This window comes from Comamonas sp. SY3 (assembly GCF_041730275.1).
Taxonomy (GTDB): domain Bacteria; phylum Pseudomonadota; class Gammaproteobacteria; order Burkholderiales; family Burkholderiaceae_C; genus Comamonas; species Comamonas sediminis.
This window is the reverse complement of record NZ_JBGTYN010000014.1, coordinates 78,694-97,643: the sequence shown is the minus strand read 5'-3', so window position 1 is coordinate 97,643 and position 18,950 is coordinate 78,694. Positions and strand designations below refer to the sequence as shown.

General features: G+C 65.0%; 15 protein-coding genes. 12 read left to right on the top strand and 3 right to left on the bottom strand.

What is annotated here, in order from left to right; genetic code table 11:
* Positions 1 to 272 precede the first annotated feature (272 nt).
* The 3 genes from ACCQ08_RS17185 (at position 273) to ACCQ08_RS17175 (ending at position 5,655) form a co-directional block, all read left to right on the top strand.
* Positions 273 to 3,902 (top strand): choice-of-anchor P family protein, encoded by a 3,630-nt coding sequence (locus tag ACCQ08_RS17185; RefSeq protein WP_373450484.1) that lies wholly within the window; start codon positions 273 to 275, stop codon positions 3,900 to 3,902.
* Between the two features lie 485 nt (positions 3,903 to 4,387).
* Positions 4,388 to 5,017 (top strand): DUF6806 family protein, encoded by a 630-nt coding sequence (locus ACCQ08_RS17180; protein WP_239809080.1) that lies wholly within the window; start codon positions 4,388 to 4,390, stop codon positions 5,015 to 5,017.
* 89 nt (positions 5,018 to 5,106) lie between these two features.
* Positions 5,107 to 5,655 carry a YgjP-like metallopeptidase domain-containing protein gene (locus ACCQ08_RS17175; protein ID WP_373450483.1) on the top strand — a complete coding sequence of 183 codons (549 nt, stop codon included), beginning with the start codon at positions 5,107 to 5,109 and terminating at the stop codon, positions 5,653 to 5,655.
* Here the strand turns inward: ACCQ08_RS17175 and murI are convergent, their stop codons facing one another.
* Entirely contained in the window at positions 5,656 to 6,507 is an 852-nt protein-coding gene (gene murI / locus ACCQ08_RS17170; protein WP_312835412.1) for a glutamate racemase, read from the bottom strand.
* Between the two features lie 67 nt (positions 6,508 to 6,574).
* Entirely contained in the window at positions 6,575 to 6,949 is a 375-nt protein-coding gene (locus tag ACCQ08_RS17165; RefSeq protein ID WP_373450482.1) for a hypothetical protein, read from the bottom strand.
* 221 nt (positions 6,950 to 7,170) lie between these two features.
* Between ACCQ08_RS17165 and ACCQ08_RS17160 the strand changes: the two genes are divergently transcribed.
* Positions 7,171 to 7,875, top strand: coding sequence for a YebC/PmpR family DNA-binding transcriptional regulator (locus ACCQ08_RS17160; protein ID WP_239809076.1), 705 nt, complete (start codon positions 7,171 to 7,173; stop codon positions 7,873 to 7,875).
* A 177-nt stretch (positions 7,876 to 8,052) separates the two neighbouring features.
* On the top strand, positions 8,053 to 8,331 hold the full coding sequence (locus ACCQ08_RS17155; RefSeq protein ID WP_021027750.1) for a PsiF family protein: 279 nt from the start codon (positions 8,053 to 8,055) through the stop codon (positions 8,329 to 8,331).
* A 128-nt stretch (positions 8,332 to 8,459) separates the two neighbouring features.
* On the opposite strand, the gene ACCQ08_RS17150 is transcribed toward ACCQ08_RS17155, so the two are convergent.
* On the bottom strand, positions 8,460 to 9,482 hold the full coding sequence (locus ACCQ08_RS17150) for a porin (protein ID WP_239809075.1): 1,023 nt from the start codon (positions 9,480 to 9,482) through the stop codon (positions 8,460 to 8,462).
* Positions 9,483 to 9,771: 289 nt separating this feature from the next.
* Between ACCQ08_RS17150 and ACCQ08_RS17145 the strand changes: the two genes are divergently transcribed.
* The 7 genes from ACCQ08_RS17145 to ACCQ08_RS17115 all read left to right on the top strand — a co-directional run bounded on the left by ACCQ08_RS17145 (position 9,772) and on the right by ACCQ08_RS17115 (position 18,761).
* Entirely contained in the window at positions 9,772 to 10,389 is a 618-nt protein-coding gene (locus tag ACCQ08_RS17145) for a Crp/Fnr family transcriptional regulator (protein ID WP_239809074.1), read from the top strand.
* Positions 10,390 to 10,694: 305 nt separating this feature from the next.
* Positions 10,695 to 12,761, top strand: coding sequence for a diguanylate cyclase domain-containing protein (locus ACCQ08_RS17140; RefSeq protein ID WP_373450481.1), 2,067 nt, complete (start codon positions 10,695 to 10,697; stop codon positions 12,759 to 12,761).
* Between the two features lie 172 nt (positions 12,762 to 12,933).
* A complete protein-coding gene (locus ACCQ08_RS17135) occupies positions 12,934 to 13,881 on the top strand; it encodes a LysR family transcriptional regulator (protein WP_312413399.1) in 948 nt (315 codons plus the stop codon).
* A gap of 62 nt (positions 13,882 to 13,943) precedes the next feature.
* Complete coding sequence (locus ACCQ08_RS17130) at positions 13,944 to 15,539, top strand: ABC transporter ATP-binding protein (protein ID WP_312461489.1); 1,596 nt, start codon at positions 13,944 to 13,946, stop codon at positions 15,537 to 15,539.
* A complete protein-coding gene (locus ACCQ08_RS17125) occupies positions 15,532 to 16,614 on the top strand; it encodes an ABC transporter permease (protein WP_021027744.1) in 1,083 nt (360 codons plus the stop codon). Before ACCQ08_RS17130 ends, ACCQ08_RS17125 begins: the two co-directional genes overlap by 8 nt.
* Positions 16,614 to 17,534: an ABC transporter permease gene (locus ACCQ08_RS17120; RefSeq protein ID WP_373450480.1), complete on the top strand. Its 921-nt coding sequence runs from the start codon at positions 16,614 to 16,616 to the stop codon at positions 17,532 to 17,534. The genes ACCQ08_RS17125 and ACCQ08_RS17120 overlap by 1 nt, the downstream gene beginning before the upstream one ends.
* A 78-nt stretch (positions 17,535 to 17,612) precedes the next feature.
* Positions 17,613 to 18,761 carry a BMP family ABC transporter substrate-binding protein gene (locus ACCQ08_RS17115; protein WP_373450479.1) on the top strand — a complete coding sequence of 383 codons (1,149 nt, stop codon included), beginning with the start codon at positions 17,613 to 17,615 and terminating at the stop codon, positions 18,759 to 18,761.
* The last annotated feature ends 189 nt before the right edge of the window (positions 18,762 to 18,950 follow it).

Below are 18,950 nucleotides of genomic sequence, written 5' to 3'. Positions count from 1 at the left end.
TGAAGCGGGCAGCCTGTACAGGCCAGTCCCCTCTGCCGTGCGGCCCGTACAGCGCCAAGACTGCGGTAACCGGCTCTGGGCCGCAGTACCCGCCTGCTTATAAGCGACTTAAATAAAATAATTTGCCGTTTACCAAAGATTCGCTGTACCTTTGCGCTTGTGAGTAGTTGTGTTTGTATGAGCAATCAGCAGCACCTGTCCTCGGCCGTCGTTTGGTGGGGTCTGAGTGGATCACACCCATCTGGCGTTCTGGCGGTGCAGAAGGAGACGCTATGAACCCGATTGGTGCACAGAGAACGATCCGACGTCTGCTGTACGGGGGGCTTGCGAGCCTGGCCCTCGTCTGCAGCACTTCCGCCCTGGCGGCATCCTCAGGATCCGGGCGGGCCTATGGCCTGCAGGTCACCGCCGATGTGCTTGGCGGGGGACTCGGTATTCCGTTTGCCGATACCGGCCAGAAGAGTGCACCACCGGATTTCAACACCCCCATTTCCGTAGCGAATGTGAGCGTGACCGCAGGGGTCAACCTTTTGAGTGTGGGGACGGGCGTCATCAACTCCTCCACCCAAAGCAATCTGGCGCAGAACAGCGTGGTGTCCAACAGCTCCGTGGACGGCTTGAACCTGACGCTGGCGGGACTGTCTCTGGGCGCCAACACCATCAGCTCGCAGGCGCGCATGGCCTGCGTCAACGGCGTGCCGCAAGGCTCGGGCGATGCCCAGATCCTCGGCGGAACCGGTGCGCTCAGCGGCGTCAGCGCCGCCGTCAATGGCCTGGTGAATCTGACAGTCGGGGTGCCAACCATTGGCACGGAGGTCGGCGTCAAGCTCTACACCAATGAGCAAAGCCAAAGCGGCACCTCCATGAGCGTGACCGCGCTGCGCATAGAGTTGGTGGCCAAGGCCTTGACCCTGCCTTTGCTCAACGCGTCGGTGATCGTCGGCAACTCCACCGCGTCGATGCCCGATTGCAAGCCCACGGTGACCTTGAATCCGCTGCCGCCGATCAATGCGGGCAACCAGACTTCCGTGCCCATCAGTGGCAGCTGCAGCGCTGGCAGCGGCAATGTGGCCATCAGCTCCAATCCTGCGGGCGTCAGCCAGTCGCTGCCCTGTTCAGCGGGCGGCACGTACGCTGGCTCGGTGAATGCACAAGGCCTGCCCGATGGCACGGTGACGATCACGGCGACGCAGACGGTCGCCGGACAGCCCCCTGGTACCGCGAGCCAGTCGACCACCAAATCCACGGGTTCGGTGCCACCGCTGCCGGTGGTGTCCGTCGTCGCGGCTCCGCAGATCACCGCGTCCAACCAGGCTTCGTACACCGTCTCGGGCACCTGCTCTGCCAATGGTGAAGCCGTGGCGGTAACGGTCGGTTCGGTGCCGGCCACTGCCGTGTGCGGCGCAGGCGTATGGTCGGCCTCAGGCATCAATGTCAGCGGCCTGCCCGATGGCGTCGTCACGGTGACGGCCTCGCAGACCGTCGGCGGCCAGACCGGATCGGGTACGTTGGTGACGGGCAAGGACGCGACCGCACCGGCGGTGGCCATCACTTCGGCTCCGGTGATCAATGCCGCCAACCAATCGGCCTATGGCGTGGCCGGCAGTTGCTCTGAAAACGGCGTAGCGGTGACCGTGCGTGTGGGCAGCGTGGCCGCTGTGCCGCAGCCCGTTTGCAACAGCGGTATCTGGTCCGCCTCGGGCATGGATGTCAGTGGTCTGCCTGCGGGCTCTGTCACCGTGACTGCGATGCAAACCGATGCTGCAGGCAATACCGGCAGTGCCAGCCGCGCGACCAGCAAGGAGAGCACGGCCGCTGTAGTGACCGTGGTGGTCGCGCCCCGCATCAACAGTGGCAACCAGGCCAGTTATGGCGGTGTCTCCGGTGCCTGCAGCGCCTCTGGCGGTGCGGTGACCGTGGCGATCGGCAGTGTCAACAGCACGGCTGCCTGCAACGCCGGCACCTGGGTGACGAGCGGTGTGGACGTGCGCAGCCTGCCAGAGGGCACGGTGGTCGTGAAAGCCTCGCAGACCGTCGCTGGCACCGTCATCTCCGGCTCGCTCAACACGGTCAAGGACACGACGGCACCGGCGGTCTCGATCAGCACCGCGCCGACCATCGACACCTCGAACCAGAACGCTTACAGCCCTTCGGGTACCTGCACCACCGGTGATGGCCTGGTTACCGTGAGTGTCGGGGTTATCAGGGTGACCGTGGCCTGTGTCAACGGGACATGGACGGCACCGGGCATGCAGGTGGGTGCGTTGCCCAAGGGGTCTGTCACGGTCACCGCTTCGCAGACTGATGATGCTGGCAATACCGGTAGCAGCACGCGCGAAGTGAACAAGACCTCGGACCCCAGCGGCGAGTTGCCCACCACGCTGATTGCGGCGCAGAGTGGCACCTGGATCATCAGTGATGAACTCAATGGCGAGCCCGGGCGTGGCATGGGCATCGACATCCAGGATGGCGTGCTGTTCATGCAGGTCTACAACTACCGCCAATCAGGTGCGCCGACCTTCCATACCGCACTGGGCACCTTGCACGACAACACGGTGACCGCGCCGCTGTACTTCTATGAAGGCGGGCGCTTCTTTGGCAGCGAGCAACGCGATGGCCATGAAGCGGGCAGCCCGGGTAATGTGGTGATCACGTTCACCAGCCGCAGCAGGGGCACGATCCAGTTCCCCGGCGAGCCTGTTAAGGCCATGCAGCGCTACGACTATGAGGGCACGCCAGCTGGCGTCTTCTCCGACCCGGCCTTTGTCGATCGCTGGGCCATGGTCGAGTTCAACAGCAACAACCAGCCAGTGCGCAGCTGGTGGGCTGACATTGGCAGCAGCGAGCAGGTCGCGATGAGCGAAGCGCTGACCACTGCCGCGATCACCTGGCCCTATCCGCCAACCGCCGCAACCACCGTGCACGGCTTTGGCGGGACCTTGAGCGGCCATGTGCTGGCACAGTGCAGCTATGGTGGCTCGGGGCTGGTCTTCAACTGCGCAGGCAATCGCGCAGGAGGCGCAGGCAGTGGTGGCACCGTGGCGCTGACCTTGCAGCGTGGTGTCGACCAGCTGAGCGGCACCGTGCGCGAAGGTGGCGACGAGGCGCGGCGCCTGGTGGGTTTCCGTGTGGCGCGCGCCGCCTACACCCGGCAGAACAACCAGAATGTGCGCACCAGCTACTACGCGCCGGGCTATGCCCCAGAATCGGGCACCTGGGTCGTCAGCAGCGAGTTGCGCGGTCTGCCTGGGCGCGGTATTTCGATCGAGCTGCAAAAGCCCACGAACGCTGAGGACCATATGCTGTTCATGTCGGTGTACAACTACGAGAGCGATGGTCAGGCGACCTTCCACAGCCTGCTGGGCGCGCACGATGCCTCCACCACACCGGAGCCCAACACGCCTGATCTGCCGACCGTGCAGTACCAGGGCGGGCGCTACTTTGGCGGCCCGGCAGCGGTGGCGCGCTTCAAGGCGGATGCGGGACTGACCAAGTCGATCCATTTCAGCGCGCCATCGTTGGGCACCGTGGCCTTCCCCGGTGAGCAACCTGTGCAGATCGAGCGCTTCTACTACGGTGTCAACAAGGGCTCGGCCCAGTCGCTGCGCGGCTCGTGGGTGCTGCTGTCGGCCAGTACGGCGATACCCAGCCGCATCTTCCGCTTCCAGACCCGTGACGCCAACTCGGTGATCGATACGGCCTCGGGCTATGTCTGTGTCGCCGAAGTGCTGCGCCAGTACAACTTCCGCTGCACTGGCCCTGCGGGCGCACCGGCCTTCCGCTTTGTGGCCGGCTTCTACGGCGCCAGCACCGGCATTGTGGGAGACGCGGAGGATGCACCGGTTATCACCGTGGTGCGGGTGACCGACACGAACGGCGAGATGGTGCAGGCGGGCGACTGAGGCCGAGGCCGCCACCGCTGGCCTGGCAAGGCACAGCGGTGGCTTCCGACCCTGCAGCACCTGGCCCCAGGCCGGAACTGGTAAAATGCCTGAGCGCAAGGCGCCACAGAGCAACGGTTTCGCAGAAATATCCTGCAAACCGTTGTTTTTTATTGCCTATGCCCCAGACGCTGGCCTGGCAATGCGAAGCATGTCGGCAGCGAAGGAGACCGTTTCGCATCCCCCGCTTTTGGTGGCGCGGGGATCGGGCGCCAGCCAGCAGGCATCCTGCTGGCTTTTTCTTCGTCTGAGATCGACAAACCGGGCACAATGTCCGATATTGTGGATATTGCGCCGCTCGGGTGGGTGGCGCATGGAGAGTTGCCAGCCCGGCCCGCTGCAGGTGGGGTGCTGGCGGCTTGTGCAGAGCGATGCGGCGTGCCGTGTCATCAGGCGTGGGGTTGGCCAGCGCAAGCGGACAGCCCCCATTTAGGAAGGTACAGAACATGCCCAGTTACAACCCACCCTTTGAGATCCATGTCCACGGACAAGTGCTGCTGCGTGCCGATGTCGGCTTTGACCAGCTGCAAGAGGCCTTGAAACCGCTGTGGGGCTACGCGGGCGCCAAGTCGCTGGTCGATGGCGCGGAGAGCGCTTACGAGGAAGAGCCCGGCATTCTGTTCGAGCCCAAGGACCATGTGCTGCAGATGTGCTGGACCGTGCGTGGCGACGATGATTTCCGCCAGTCGCTGGACGACATGTGCATGAACCTCAACGAACTGGCCGACCAGGGCGCAGCGATCGAGGTCACCTTCTACGACGCCGAGTTCGATGACGAGGAGCAGGACCGCAGCGCCGAGTCGCGCGATGACTTCATGATGCTGTTTGTCGGTCCGACACCGGCGGCCATCATGCAGGTGCAGCGCGACATGCTGGTGCAGGATGTGGTCAGCACGATGGAGCGCCACTTCGATGCCGGCGAGCTCGTCGGTGTGGTGGGCGAGATCGACAAGCTGTTCAGCCAGCGCTTTGATGCGCTGGTCGATTCGCTGGAGATCGGCAAGCCACCCCGTGGCACCGGTGGCCCCGGCGGCGGCCATGGCGGCGGCGGACGCCGCCCGCGCCACCTGCACTGACCATCGGCTGCGCTGCCCACAGCGCAGCGCTTTCCGTGTTTCACCCCAAGGCAGCCGCTGTGCTGCCTTTGTTATTGGCCTTGCCCCTCATGTCCAGCGCTGTCCTGCTTCCCTATCTGCAGTCCTACCCCGCCAGCTTGCAGCAGCAGGCAGGCAGCCTGGTGCAATCGGGCAAGCTGGGCCAGTGGCTGCTGCAGCGCCATCCGCAGCCGCACCAGATGCGCTCGGACAAGGCCTTGCATGCCTATGTAATGGGCCTCAAGGGCGAACACATGCGCAACAGCGCGGCGCTGGCCAAGGTGGTGTATGACAGCAAGCTGCAACTGGTCTACCAGGCGCTGGGCATCCATGTGCGTACTGGCAAAAACCATGGCGGCAAGACCCAGTCGCGCCATGAGATCCGCATTGGCAGCCTGTTCAAGCATGCGCCCGAGGCCTTTTTGCGGATGATCGCCGTGCATGAGCTTGCGCACCTGCGCGAGTCCGACCACAACAAGGCCTTCTACCAGCTATGCGAGTACATGGAGCCGTCCTACCACCAGCTGGAACTGGAGGTGCGGCTGTACCTGACCTGGCTGGACCAGGGCGGCCACCGGCTGTGGCAAGTGGCGGCTGATGCGGCGGACGGTGCCCGCTGATCAGTCAGCGGCCCGGCACACCTGAGGGGGCAGACCCAGCCACTGGGCGGCGGCATACTGCAAGGCGGCCAGCTCTCCGGTGGTCACCAGGCTGAAGGCCTCATCGGCACCAGGTGCCTGCGCCGGCTTGCGCAGCATGCCGGTGGCATGCAGCAGGCTATAGGTGCGGCGGGCCACCGGCGTGGCCGTGTCCATCAGCTGCACCTGGTCGCCCACCAGCGCGCGCAGGGTATCGGCAGCAAATAGGTAGTGGGTGCAGCCCAGCACCAGGGTGTCGATCTGGCCAGGCTGGGTGCCAAAGGCGCCCATGGCGGCCAGGTAGGTCTGGCACAGGCTCTGGATATGCGCGGCATCGGCCGCCGCATCGCGCCCGGGCCGGGTGCTGTCTTCAATCGCGCGCGCCAGTCCGTTGCAGGCCTGCACCACAAAGCGGGTTTGCGTGGCATGCGCAGCCTGCAGGGTGGCAAAGCGGCTGCTGGTGACGGTGCCCTGGGTGGCGATTACGCCCACCACATGGGTCTGGCTGTACTGGGCGGCGGGTTTGAGGGCGGGCTCCACACCGATGATTGGCAGGCCAGGGTGCTGCTCGCGCAGGCCCTCGATGGCCGCTGCGGTCGCCGTGTTGCAGGCAATCACCAGCGCCTTGATGCCATGGCGCTCGCGCATCTGCTGCGTGATGTGGGCGCAGCGCTGCTGCACAAAGGCGTCACCTCGCTCGCCGTAAGGGGCATTGCCACTGTCGGCCACATAGACGAACTGCTCATCGGGCAGCACGTCGCGCAGCGCACGCAGCACGCTCAGGCCGCCGATACCGCTGTCAAAAACACCAATGGGGGAGAGGGGGCTGGGCATGGAGGCGTGCACGGTGAGGGCTATGGAAAAAGAAGCGGGCGCCGTGATTGTAGGCAGGCTGCAGCTTTTATGCACCGGCCGCCGCCAGCAGCATCATGCAGGTGCAGACAATACTGGTGAGCCAGACGCCCAAGGCCACGCCCAGCACATGGGGCCAGCGCGGCAGGCCCGGCCGCCAGCGCTGCAGCAGGCAATGCGCGGGCGTGATCAGCAAGGCCTGCAAAAATCCCGCCGAGATGAGGATGGGCCAGAGGCTGTCGCCCTGGATGGCATCGAGCAGTGCGCCATCGCCGGCCCAGACAAAGAGCTGCTCGGCAGGCGCATAGCTGGCAAAGCCCGGCAGCCCCAGCGTGGCAAAGGACAGCACAAGGCCGCCCAGGCTCCACAGCAGGGGCGTGCGCTGGGCCTGGGTCCATCGCCAAAAAAGCTGCAAATAAGACATCTCGGTATTGTGCCCATGAACGGTTGCCGCAGCTTGACAGCCCGCGCCCTGGCGTCGTTTGACCGCATCGATGCCCCAGGTTTTTTGGCAGGAATTTCTCCTTATGGCCAGCACAGCCTTGGGCGGCGGTGTATAAATTTGCCCTGTCAATCTGGGCTTTGCCCGGCATTGTTGCCAGCAGCGACCGCTGCTGCCCAACCAACAACTAGGAAAACGCAGCCATGGGCGCGCAATGGAAAGCAAAGGGCAAGGCGCTGGTCGCTGATGCCAAGGGAAAACTCTTTGGCAAACTGGTCAAGGAAATCACGGTCGCGGCGCGTTTGGGCGGGGGTGACCCGGCCAGCAATTCACGTCTGCGCATGGCTGTGGAAGCAGCCCGCAAGGCGTCGATGCCCAAGGACACGTTGGAGCGTGCGATCAAGAAGGGTTCGGGCGCTGGCGCCGATGCGGTCAACTACTCGACCGTGTTGTTCGAGGGCTATGCGCCGCACCGCGTGCCGGTGATGGTCGAGTGCCTGACCGACAACCCCAACCGCACGGCACCCAATATGCGCGTGTGCTTCCGCAAAGGCCAACTGACCGCCGTGGCCTGGGACTTCGACCATGTGGGCATGGTGGAAGGCGAAGCTGAGAATGGCGCCGATGTGGAACTGGCTGCCATTGAAGCGGGTGCGCAGGATTTCGAGCCGGCCGAAGAAGAGGGTGTGACTCTGTTCATCACCGAGCCCTCGGACCTGGACACCGTCAGCAAGGCCTTGCCCGAGCAGGGCATCAAGGTGCTGTCGGCCAAGCTGGGCTACAAGGCCAAGAACCCCGTCAGCATGGGCAGCCTGCCCGCCGAAGCGCAGGAAGAGGTGCAAGCCTTCCTGGCCGGCCTGGAAAATGACGACGATGTGCAGAACATCTACGTGGGCCTGGTGGACTGATCACAGTCTGTGCCAACGCTCCTGGAACGGCCGCGCAGGCCGTTTTTTTATGGGCGCTTGTGAGACGGTCGTAGGCAGTTTGCGCTTCTTCATCATCTGCCCATTGACACGCCGGGCCAGATATGCCGAAATTCGCTTGCGCTGGTCGTCGGCGCAGTTTAGATAAGAGCCCATACCATGAAAAAACTCATCGTCCTCGCCAGCATCGCGCTGGCATCCCAGTTTGCGCTGGCAGCCGACAAGACCCCCACGGCCCAGCAGCAGCTGATGGGCACCTGCAACACCGAGGCCAAGACCAAGGAGCTCAAGGGCGATCAACGCAAGGCGTTCATGTCCAGCTGCCTGTCTGACGGCCGCAAGCGCCAGCAGGAACGCATGAAGACCTGCAATGTGGACGCTACCGGCAAGAAGGGCGATGAGCGCAAGGCCTTCATGAGCGAGTGCCTGAAGAAGTAAGCCATTGTCCGCTCCGGCGCTGATGCGCGGGGTCTGCCCAAGCGGCAAGAAAAAACGCCAAGCATGCACAGATGCTTGGCGTTTTGCGTTGTGGGCCGCAAGGCACCACGGCTCGCTACACGAGCCGCTTAGAAGCGGTGGCGAATGCCGACGCCAAAGCTGGTGCCGTTGCCAAAGTCCTTGACCTTGTCGTACATCACGATGGCGTAGCCGTCGGTGCGCTTGGAGAAGTCGTAGTTGTAGCCGACGGAGACGGTGTCACGCTTGGCATTGCTGTCTTGCAGCTTGCTGTGCGCCCAACCGGCGAGGATGCGGCTGGTGGCGCCCAGCGGTACGGTGGCACCCAGGCTGGCGGTCTTGATCTTGAAGTCGGTGTCCTTGCCGGTCGTCTGGCCATAGGTCGCATAGGCCTTCACAAAACCGGCGTCATAGCTGCTGCCCAGCATCCAGTTGCGGTGGTTCTCGGCCAGCACGGCGGGCACGGGGTTGCTCATGTCCACGTCTTCATAGAAGCCGGTGATGGCAAAAGGACCGTTGGCATAGGTGGCATTCACACCAATGTTGTTTTTGCCGCCCTGGCCGGCCTGTTCACCAAACTGGTAGTGCAGGTTGCCGCTGAAGCCGCCGACCTTGGGCGTGCTGTAGATCACCTGGTTGCTCCAGCCGGTGTCCGAGGGGTTGCTGCTCTGCCAGCCGCTCTTGTTGAACAGCGACACGTTTTGGTGCAGCACCAGCGGCGAGAAGGTGAAGGAATCACCAAAGGGGTTCATCGAGATCGATGGCACGAAGTTGGGCGCCACGGTGCGGCCCAGGGTCACGGCACCAAAATCGCCGGACAGCGACACCAGCGCATCGCGCGACCAGAAGACGTCGCCATTGAAGCGGCCGGGCGTGCCGGTGTCGGCGCGCATGAAGCTGGTCAGCAGGAAGCTGGCCTTGAGGCCGCCGCCCAGGTCTTCGGTGCCTTTGAAGCCGAACCAGGAGGTGGTCATGCCACCGCTGCCCAAGGTAGAGGTGCGGCCGTCATCGCCGGGAGCTTTCATCGAGCCGATATACATATCGACCAGGCCGGTGGCGGTTACCGACGATTGGGCCTGCGCCGCGGAGGCGCAGACGGCCATCACGGCCAGGGCGAGCAGTTTGTTGTTCATGGCAGTCCTTTGTTACAAGCGTGTGAATTTGTGATAGCGGTGAATTGTGAAGTCAGTGCCGACCTCCCTGAGCAATATGTGTGCCAAAGGCGGAAAAAAGCGCTGGTAAAGACCCGAGGTGTGGCGTGCACGCCGCATATCGGGCCTATATGGTTTTCGAATAGGTAGTGCCGCCGGTCGTTGGCTAGTGCGATGGCGAGCGGCGGAGGGCGGGTTTTTCTGGACTGCGTGGGAAGAGCATTGATGTAGCTCAATGTGCGGCTGCGCCATTCGCGGCAAAGTGCGGGCCATGCCTGACTTACTCTGCCTGGATGAATTTGCCCCGATCAGCGCCGGCGCGGGTGCCTTGCTGCGTCAGCGCCACCAGCAATTGGTGGATGTGCTGTACCTGGAGCAAGGCTCGGTCGCCTTTGGTGTGCAGGAAGAGGGGCGCATGCGCCACCTGCTGGGCGTGATGGAGGGCCCCTGCTGGCTGGACGCCGCCCCTGCATTGGCGGGCCAGCCCTGCGCGGTGGACATGGTGGCGCAGACCGCCGTGCAATGGCGGGCGGTGCCGGTGACACAACTGCGCGGCTCCCTGCTGCAATGGCCGGCAGAGGCCCAGGGCCTGGTGGCCAGCATGGCCCAGGGCTACTGCCAGCAGGCGGCGCTGGCGGTCAGCCGGGTGGCGCAGGATGCGGTGGCGCGCTGCGCCGAGTGGCTGCTGCTGCATGCCGAGCCCGCCGACAAGGGCTTGCGGGTGCAACTGGGGCAGTCCAAGCGCCAGATCGCTGCACACCTGGGCATTGCGCCCGAGACGCTCTCGCGCGTGTTGCGCCAGCTGCGCGACCAGGGCCTGCTCGACGGCCTGGGCAAGAATCTGTGGCTGCCGCAGCCCGAGTCGCTGCGCCAGCTGGCCAAGGCCTAGTTCAAGCCATCTCCCCAACGCTGCCACCGCATTGGCAGGCCGGCCGCGCCCAGCCTTGTCGCAGGCGTGAGCTGCCTGGGGTGCCCCGTCTCCACCGCTAGCCTCGCCGGGTCCGGCTGCGGCAGCGGGGCTTCACCCGCTCCCTGTGTAACCCGGGTTTCCTCCGTCCGGTCTTTTCCCGATACCGGCGCTGGAGCTAAACAGCGAACATGTGCGCAGCTGAAAGGAGGCGCCACATGCCAGAGTCTGTTATTTGCCATTGCCGGGTTCTGGTTTCCGCCATCGTGGTGGCCAGGTAGCGCGGCATGGATGGCCGGCAGGTGCATTGGCAGCCCGATCCTCCCCCTGCGGCAGAAGGCCTGCGCGAGACGGCCGGACCCTGGCTGTGGCGGCTCTGGGTAGTGGTGCCGTTGATGGTGCTGCTGGGCACGGCGCTGGTGCAGTGGCTGGCGATCCACGCGAGCCAGCAGACCGTCATTACCCAGCTCTCGGCCCAGCAGGCCGATGAGACCGAGATGCTCGCCAGGCTGATGGGCAGCAAGCTCGAGCAAAGCCAGAAGGTGCTCGGCACCCTCGCCGAAGCTGCCGCACCCTGGGTGCAGGGTCCGGCGTCCCAGCCGCCGCCGCTGCTGGACCAGGGCGGCACGGCCACCCGCTACTTCGACAGTCTGGTGTTTGCGCGCGGCGCCGAAGTGGTCAGGCGCCAGGTGCGCGACGCGGGCCAGGGCGACGAGGCTGTGGAGCCTGCAGAGCGTGACGTGCTGCGCCGGGTCATCGTCGATGGCAAACCCCTCGTGTCCGAGCCCTTCAGAAGTGCCTCCGGCGGGCCCAGCATTGCGCTGGGCATTCCGCTGCGCGACAAGCAGGGCGCCGTGCAGGGGGCGATGGCCGGCGTGCTGCGCCTGCAGTCTCAAAGCCTGCTGCCGGTGTCGCTGGCGATCACACCGCCCGACAGCGGACAGCTGGTGCTGATGACGGCCAGCGGTGTGCTCATCTCCCACCCGGACCCGACCCGCGTACTGGGCCCGGCCGACAGCGACAGTATGCTGGCGCAAGCGCTACAGCTGTGGCGCGAGCGCACGGCCAACGGGGGCGCACTGACCGCCCATTCCTGGTGGCTGGCGCCGCATGTCGTCAGTGTGGCGCAGATGCCTGCGGCCCGCTGGCTGGTGGTGCGCGTGATGCCGCATGACCAGAGTCTGCAAAGCTGGGGGCGGCAGTGGCGCAGCTGGTGGTGGTTGCTGCTGCTGCCGGTGGCGCTGGCGGCACTGACCTGGCTGTGGCTGTGGGGACATAGCCGGCGCTTCAAGCAGCTGGTCGCCCAGACGCCGCTGCCCGTGGCGCCTGCGCCGGTACCGGCGCTCGCCTCCGGGCCCGTGGATGCCTCGGACTCGGCAAGCGGTCCGCTGCCGGACGAGATTGACCGCATGGGCATGCACCTGCATGAGCTGGGCCAGCAGCGCGACTCGCTGTCCGAGCAGTTGCGCCAGCAGCAGCAACTGGCCGAGAGTGTGCTCGCACATGCGCGATTTTCCTTTTTGCTGCTGCAGGGAGACCAGATCCAGCAGGTGTCGCAGGCGCTGGCCCATCTGCTGGGCTACAGCCGCCAGGATCTGCAAGGCCAGCCGGTGCGCATGCTGGCGATGGCCGACCAGGACTTTGACCTGGCCTGGGAGCAGCTCGCGCCGGATCTGGAGCGTCTGGGCAGTGCCGAGACCAGCGTGGTGCTGCGCCACCAGTCAGGGGCGCCGGTCATGGTCAGCCTGCATCTGGTGAACATTGCCGAGGCAGGACCGGAATTGCGCTGGTGTTTTGTGCGCGCCGGCCAGGCCCGGGTGGCCGCGCAGTCGCCCAGCCGCATGGACAAGCTGACCCTGCTGCCCAACTACGATGCCTTGCTGCTGCACCTGACGGCCCTGCTGCAGGCGCGGCGCCAGGGACTCGATGAGTCGTCGCCGAGCGCGCCGGTGCTGTTCTATGTGAATGTCGACAACATGTCGGCCATCAATACCCTGGCCGGCCATGCCCAGGGCGACCTGGTGCTCCAGCATGTGGCACGCCAGCTGCAGCTGCTGCAACCCTTCCAGGGCTATGCGGCACGCGTGGCAGGTGACAAGTTCGCACTGGTGCTGCGCCAGTGCAGCCGCGAAAAGGCGCATGAGCTGGCTGCCCAGCTGTGCGACACCTTGCAGAACTGGGAGCCCCAGCTGCGCAGCAAGCACTTTGTCGTCACCGTCAGCATCGGGCTGCTGCAGATCGATGCCTCGTTTGCCGATGCGCTGCAGGCGGTGCGCGCGGCCGACATGGCCAGCTACAGCGCCAAACGCCAGGGCGGCAACCGCGCCTGCTGGCGCGAGGCCAAGGCAGCCTGAAGGGAAGGGCTGCGTGGGCGGGACACTGAGGGGCTGTCGCCACAGCTTGGGGTAACAACCGGGATGGCTGGCCGGCCTCGGCTGATAAGCTTGAATGTCCACATTTCGAGAATGTATCGAAGATCTCGCCACACGGCTGTGTAGAGATCCTGCACACGTTCCCCACACCCGCATGCGCGACCAAGCCCTGTTTGACAAGATTGACCTGCACCTGATACGGGTGCTGCACACGGTGCTGACCGAGCGCAGCGTCTCGCGGGCAGCCTTGCGGCTGGGCATGTACCAGCCGGCGGTGTCTGCCGCGCTCAAGCGGCTGCGCGATCTGGCCGGCGATCCGTTGCTGGTGCGCTCGGGTGCGGCGATGATGCCCACCGACAAGGGCCAGCGCATGGTCGAGCCCGCTGCTGCGATCCTGCGCGCGGCCGAAGGCCTGTTCAGTGATGCACGTGATTTTGACCCGCAGACGGCGACCCGCACTTTTCGCATTGCAGCGAGTGATTACTTCGATCCGCTGTTTCTGCCGGCGCTGGTGGCGCGCATCAAGGCAGAAGCGCCGCTGTGCGTGGTCGAGATCTACCCGCTGTCGCCCGAGACGCACTACCACGCCCAGCTCGCCAATGGCGACATCGACGTGGTGGTGGGCAACTGGTTGCAGCCTACCGGAGACCTGCACATGACCAGCCTGATGAGCGACGAGGTGGTGAGCCTCGTGAGCCGCCGCCATCCAGCAGTGCGGCGCGGCTGGGATGTGCAGGCCTGGCTGCAGGCCGAGCACATTGCACCGACGGCGACCCACCCCGGCGCTCGCGGCATCATCGACGCCCGGCTTGATGCGCTGGGCGTGGAGCGGCGCATCATGGCGCGCTGCGCCCATTTCAGTGCGATACCGGCGATGGTGGCATCGAGCTTGCTTGTGCTGACCACGGGACGCCAGTTCTGCGAGCGCTTTGCCGACAAGCATGCGCTGGCGATCCTGGAATGCCCACTGGCGCTGCCGCCGCTCGACTACTACCTGCTCTGGCATGCGCGCAGCCATGCCTCCGAGGCGGCCATCTGGCTGCGCAGCTGCCTGAAAAAAACCGCTCTGGCGCTGCGAAGCCCGGTGGCCTATTCGCCGTGAGTAAGTGCATCTTCGCGTTTTATCCCGCGCTCGGGTAACAATTTGAGGGACAATTGCCGCCCATGACAGAACAGACCCCGACACCGACAACCGATGGTGCGGCCGCACCCCGGTTACAGCTGATCGGCATCACCAAGCGCTACCCAGCGGTTGTAGCCAATAACAAAGTATCGTTGAAAGTACGGGCCGGGGAAATCCACGCCGTGCTGGGCGAGAACGGCGCTGGCAAGTCCACGTTGATGAAGATCATCTACGGCTCGGTCAAGCCCGACGAGGGCCAGATCCTGGTCGATGGCCAGCCGGTACTGGTCCGCAACCCGCAGGAGGCGCGCCAGCTGGGCATCAGCATGGTGTTCCAGCATTTCAGCCTGTTCGATACCTTGACCGTCGCCGAGAATGTCTGGCTGGGCCAGGACAAGCGCATGTCGCTGGCAGAAGTGACTGCTCGCATCACCGAGGTGGCCAGTGAATATGGCCTGGACATCGACCCTGTGCGCCCGGTGCACAGCCTGTCGGTGGGCGAGATGCAGCGGGTGGAGATCATCCGGGGCCTGCTGACCCGGCCCCGGCTGCTGATCCTTGACGAGCCGACCTCGGTGCTCACGCCGCAGGCGGTCGAGAAGCTGTTCATCGTGCTGCGCAAGCTGGCCGCCGAGGGCTGCAGCATTCTCTATATCAGCCACAAGCTCCATGAAATCCGCGCGCTGTGCACCGCCTGTACGGTGATGCGCGGCGGCGAGGTGACCGGCGAATGTGACCCACGCGCGCAAAGCAATGCCTCACTGTCGCGGCTGATGATTGGCGCCGAGCCGCCGATGCTGGAGCTGCGCCCCAGCCAGGCGGGCGCAACCGTGTTGGCGGTGCAGCAGCTGCGCCTGGCCCGGCAGGACCCCTTTGGCGTGGATCTCGACGGCATTTCGCTGCAGGTGCGCGCCGGCGAGGTGGTCGGGATTGCCGGCGTCTCCGGCAATGGCCAGAAGGAGCTGATGTATGCGCTCTCGGGCGAAGACATGCGCGCCGAACCCCAGGCCGTGTTGATGGATACCACGCCAATGGGGCGCATGGGCCCGGGCCAGCGCCGTGCACTGGGCCTGCATTTTGTGCCCGAAGAACGCCTGGGGCGGGGCGCCGTGCCCAGCATGAGCCTGGCGCACAACCTGGTGCTGACGCGCAACGAAATGCTGGGGGCCGGCGGCTGGCTGCGCATGGGCCAGCTCGACCAGATGGCACGCGGCATCATTGCGCGCTTTGGCGTCAAGGCCGGTGGGCCGCATGCAAGTGCGCAGTCGCTCTCGGGCGGCAACCTGCAAAAGTTCATCGTGGGCCGGGAGATCGATGCCAAGCCCCGCCTGCTGATCGTCTCCCAGCCTACCTGGGGGGTCGATGTGGGCGCGGCCGCGCAGATCCGGGGCGAAATCCTGGCGCTGCGCGATGCAGGCTGCGCCGTGCTGGTGCTCAGTGAGGAGTTGGAAGAATTGTTTGAAATCAGTGACCGCCTGCATGTGATCGCCAAGGGCCGCCTGTCGCCATCGGTGGCGCGGGCCGATGCCTCGGTGCAGCTGATCGGCGAATGGATGAGTGGACTCTGGGATGGCCGCAGTGCTGCCCCGGCTGCCGCTGCTGCGGTTGCTGCCGAGGAGGGCCGCCACCATGCTTAAGCTGGAGCAACGCCCGCAGGCCTCGCGCTTCTGGACCTTTGGCTCACCGGTGCTGGCCTTGCTGATCACGGTGCTGATCGGTGTGGGCCTGTTCGTGCTGCTGGGCAAAGACCCCGTCAAGGGCCTGCAGGCCTTTTTCTGGGAACCGATCAAGTCCGGCTATGCGCTGGGCGAATTGACGATGAAGGCCACGCCGCTGCTGCTGATTGCGCTGGGCCTGGCCGTCTGCTTCCGCTCCAATGTGTGGAACATTGGCGCCGAAGGCCAGTTCGTCATCGGCGCCGTGGCTGCGGGTGGCATGGCCTTGCTGGCCGACAAGAACACCGGCCCCTGGATCGTGCCCGTCATCCTGCTGGCCGGCATGCTCGGCGGCATGGTCTGGGCCGGCATCGTTGCCTGGCTGCGCGACCGCTTCAATGCCAACGAGATTCTGGTCAGCCTGATGCTGGTCTATGTCGCGACCCTGGTGCTGGGCTACCTGGTCTACGGGCCCTGGAAGGACCCGATGGGCTACAACTTCCCGCAGACCAAGAGCTTCGAGAAGATCACCCAAATCCCCAAACTGGTGCAAGGCATGCGCATGAACATCGGCGTGCTGATCGCGTTGGCCGGTGCGGCGCTGCTGTGGGTCTACCTGTTCCGCACCCGTGCCGGGCTGGCGCAGCAGGTGGGGGGCCTGGCACCATCGGCGGCCCGCTATGCCGGCTTCTCGTCGCGCAAGGCCCTGTGGACGGCGCTGATGATCTCGGGCGCCACCGCTGGTCTGGCTGGCGCGCTGGAAGTGGCCGGCCCGTTGGGCCAGCTCACCCCCTATGTGCCCGCTGGCTACGGCTTTGCCGCCATCATCGTCGCCTTTGTCGGTCGCCTGCACCCGGTGGGCATGGTTTTCTCCGCGATTCTTATGAGCATGTTCTATATCGGCGGCGAGCTGGCGCAGTCGCGCCTGGGTCTGCCCAAGGCCCTGACCGGCGTTTTCCAGGGGCTGCTGCTGTTCACGTTACTGGCCTGTGACACCCTGGTCGTCTACCGCCTGCGTTGGGTGGCATCGCGCGCCGCAGTGAAGGGAGGCCTGTGATGGAATCCTATGCACTGCTTTTGGGCGCCACCTTGAGTGCCGGCACCGTGTTGGCGCTGGCCGCGCTGGGCCTGCTGATCAATGAGAAGGCTGGCATCGTCAACCTGGGTGCCGAGGGCATGATGCTGTGCGCGGCCATCGCCGGTTTTGCCACCGTGGTCCACACCGGCAGCACCTGGCTGGGCTTTGGCGCGGGCATGCTCGCGGGCGCTGTGCTGGCCGCCATCTTTGGCGTGCTGGTGATCTGGCTCAACACCAACCAGTACGCCACCGGTCTGGCACTGTCGTTGTTTGGCGCGGGCTTCTCGGCCTTTGTGGGCCTGTCCTACGTGCAGGCCAAGCTGCCCAGCCTGCCCAAGTACGCGATCCCTGGCCTGGCCGATATCCCGCTGCTGGGCCCGGCGCTGTTCACGCTGCATCCGCTGGTGTATGGCGCGATGGCGCTGGTGCTGGTGATGATGTGGTTCCTCTACCGCACCCGCGCCGGTCTGGTGCTGCGTGCCGTCGGTGAATCGCCCACATCCGCCCATGCGCTGGGCTACCCGGTGCGCCGCATCCGCCTGATGGCGGTGGTGTTCGGCGGCGCGATGTGTGGTCTGGCTGGTGCCTACATCTCGACGGTCTACACCCCCCTGTGGGTCGAAGGCATGGTCTCGGGCCGGGGCTGGATTGCGCTGGCGCTGACCACCTTTGCCACCTGGCGCCCCGCACGGGTGCTGCTGGGCGCCTACCTGTTCGGTGGTGTGACCATGCTGCAGTTCCACCTGCAGGCCAGCGGCGTGCAACTGGCCAGCCAGCTGCTGTCGATGCTGCCTTACCTGGCCACCATCGTGGTGCTGGTGATGATCTCGCGCAATCCGACCTGGATTCGCGCCAATATGCCTGCCTCTTTGGGCAAGCCTTTCTACCCGGGTTCATAAGCGCATGTCACCACGCGCCCATAACGATAACAACGGCCCGGCTTTCGTTCATTTTTCATAAAAACCAAGGATTCATCCATGCAAACCGTGCGCAAGCGCTCCGTGATCAAGCTGATCGGCCTGTCGGCCCTCTCTCTGGCAGCGCTGACTGCCTGTGGCAAGAAGGAAGAGCCAGCGGCCCCTGCGGCGCCCGCGCCGGCGGCCGCCGCTCCCGCCGACGACAAGCTCAAGGTCAGCTTCATGTATGTGAGCCCGATTGGCGACGGCGGCTGGACCTTCCAGCACGAGTTGGCGCGCAAGGCGATTGCGCAGAAGTTCGGCGACAAGATCGAGACCTCGATGGTCGAGAGCGTGCCCGAGTCAGCCGATGCCGAGCGGGTGCTGCGCGACATGGCGGGCCAGGGCAACAAGCTTGTGTTTGCGACCAGCTTTGGCTACCAGGAGTTTGTGCAAAAGGCCGCCGCCGATCTGCCCGGTGTGAAGTTTGAGCATGCCACCGGCTACAAGCAGGCGGACAACGTCGCGGTCTATGACAGCAAGACCTTCGAAGGCGCCTATCTGGCCGGTATCGTGGCCGGCTCGATGACCAAGACCAAGACCGTCGGTGTGGTCGCCTCGGTGCCGATTCCGGAAGTGGTGCGCAACATCAACAGTTTTGTGCTGGGCGCGCAGAGCGTGGACCCCAGCATCCAGGCCAAGGTGGTCTGGGTGAACGAATGGTTCGCACCGCCCAAGGAGTCGGAAGCGGCCACCAGCCTGATCAACGGCGGCGTGGACGTGATGTACCAGAACACCAACTCGCCGGCCGTCCTCAAGACCGCCGAAGAGCGCGGCGTCTACGCTTTTGGCAAGGACGGCGACATGAGCGCCTTTGCACCCAAGGCCCACCTGGGCTCGGCCGTGATCGACTGGACGCCTTACTACAGCAAGGTGGTCGAGGACACCCTGGCTGGCAAATGGCAGTCCGGCAACTTCTGGTGGGGCGTGAAGGAAGGCGCGATGGACCTGGTCAAGATCGCTGACCAGGTGCCGCAGGAAGCCAAGGACAAGGTCGAGAAGGCCAAGCAAGGCCTGAAGGACGGCAGCTTCGCTGTCTGGACCGGCCCAATCGTGGACAACAAGGGCCAGGAAGTGCTGGCCAGTGGCGTGGTGGGCGATGATGCGTTCCTGCGCGGCATCAACTTCTATGTCAAGGGCATCGAAGGGGCCGTGCCTGGCGCCAAGTAAGCGGGGCTGCGGTGCCCGGTCACGCCAGCATGGGCTGGCGTGCTGCGCCGGGCCTGCTGGCCAACCAACAACAGTGCAGCGCGGCGGGTGGCTGCTGCTGGAACCTGGCCCGATTTATGCATATATTGGCCGGGCGATGTTCTACCCGCTGCAGGCCGGCCCGGTGGCCTGTACAGCTCGACATTCCAA

What these genes read in the sequence shown, in the direction of transcription:
- ACCQ08_RS17185 (WP_373450484.1), top strand. Translation starts at nt 273, where the DNA reads ATGAACCCGATTGGTGCACAGAGAACGATCCGACGTCTGCTGTACGGG.
- ACCQ08_RS17180 (WP_239809080.1), top strand. Translation starts at nt 4,388, where the DNA reads ATGCCCAGTTACAACCCACCCTTTGAGATCCATGTCCACGGACAAGTG.
- ACCQ08_RS17175 (WP_373450483.1), top strand. Translation starts at nt 5,107, where the DNA reads ATGTCCAGCGCTGTCCTGCTTCCCTATCTGCAGTCCTACCCCGCCAGC.
- murI (WP_312835412.1), bottom strand. Translation starts at nt 6,507, where the DNA reads ATGCCCAGCCCCCTCTCCCCCATTGGTGTTTTTGACAGCGGTATCGGC.
- ACCQ08_RS17165 (WP_373450482.1), bottom strand. Translation starts at nt 6,949, where the DNA reads ATGTCTTATTTGCAGCTTTTTTGGCGATGGACCCAGGCCCAGCGCACG.
- ACCQ08_RS17160 (WP_239809076.1), top strand. Translation starts at nt 7,171, where the DNA reads ATGGGCGCGCAATGGAAAGCAAAGGGCAAGGCGCTGGTCGCTGATGCC.
- ACCQ08_RS17155 (WP_021027750.1), top strand. Translation starts at nt 8,053, where the DNA reads ATGAAAAAACTCATCGTCCTCGCCAGCATCGCGCTGGCATCCCAGTTT.
- ACCQ08_RS17150 (WP_239809075.1), bottom strand. Translation starts at nt 9,482, where the DNA reads ATGAACAACAAACTGCTCGCCCTGGCCGTGATGGCCGTCTGCGCCTCC.
- ACCQ08_RS17145 (WP_239809074.1), top strand. Translation starts at nt 9,772, where the DNA reads ATGCCTGACTTACTCTGCCTGGATGAATTTGCCCCGATCAGCGCCGGC.
- ACCQ08_RS17140 (WP_373450481.1), top strand. Translation starts at nt 10,695, where the DNA reads ATGGATGGCCGGCAGGTGCATTGGCAGCCCGATCCTCCCCCTGCGGCA.
- ACCQ08_RS17135 (WP_312413399.1), top strand. Translation starts at nt 12,934, where the DNA reads ATGCGCGACCAAGCCCTGTTTGACAAGATTGACCTGCACCTGATACGG.
- ACCQ08_RS17130 (WP_312461489.1), top strand. Translation starts at nt 13,944, where the DNA reads ATGACAGAACAGACCCCGACACCGACAACCGATGGTGCGGCCGCACCC.
- ACCQ08_RS17125 (WP_021027744.1), top strand. Translation starts at nt 15,532, where the DNA reads ATGCTTAAGCTGGAGCAACGCCCGCAGGCCTCGCGCTTCTGGACCTTT.
- ACCQ08_RS17120 (WP_373450480.1), top strand. Translation starts at nt 16,614, where the DNA reads ATGGAATCCTATGCACTGCTTTTGGGCGCCACCTTGAGTGCCGGCACC.
- ACCQ08_RS17115 (WP_373450479.1), top strand. Translation starts at nt 17,613, where the DNA reads ATGCAAACCGTGCGCAAGCGCTCCGTGATCAAGCTGATCGGCCTGTCG.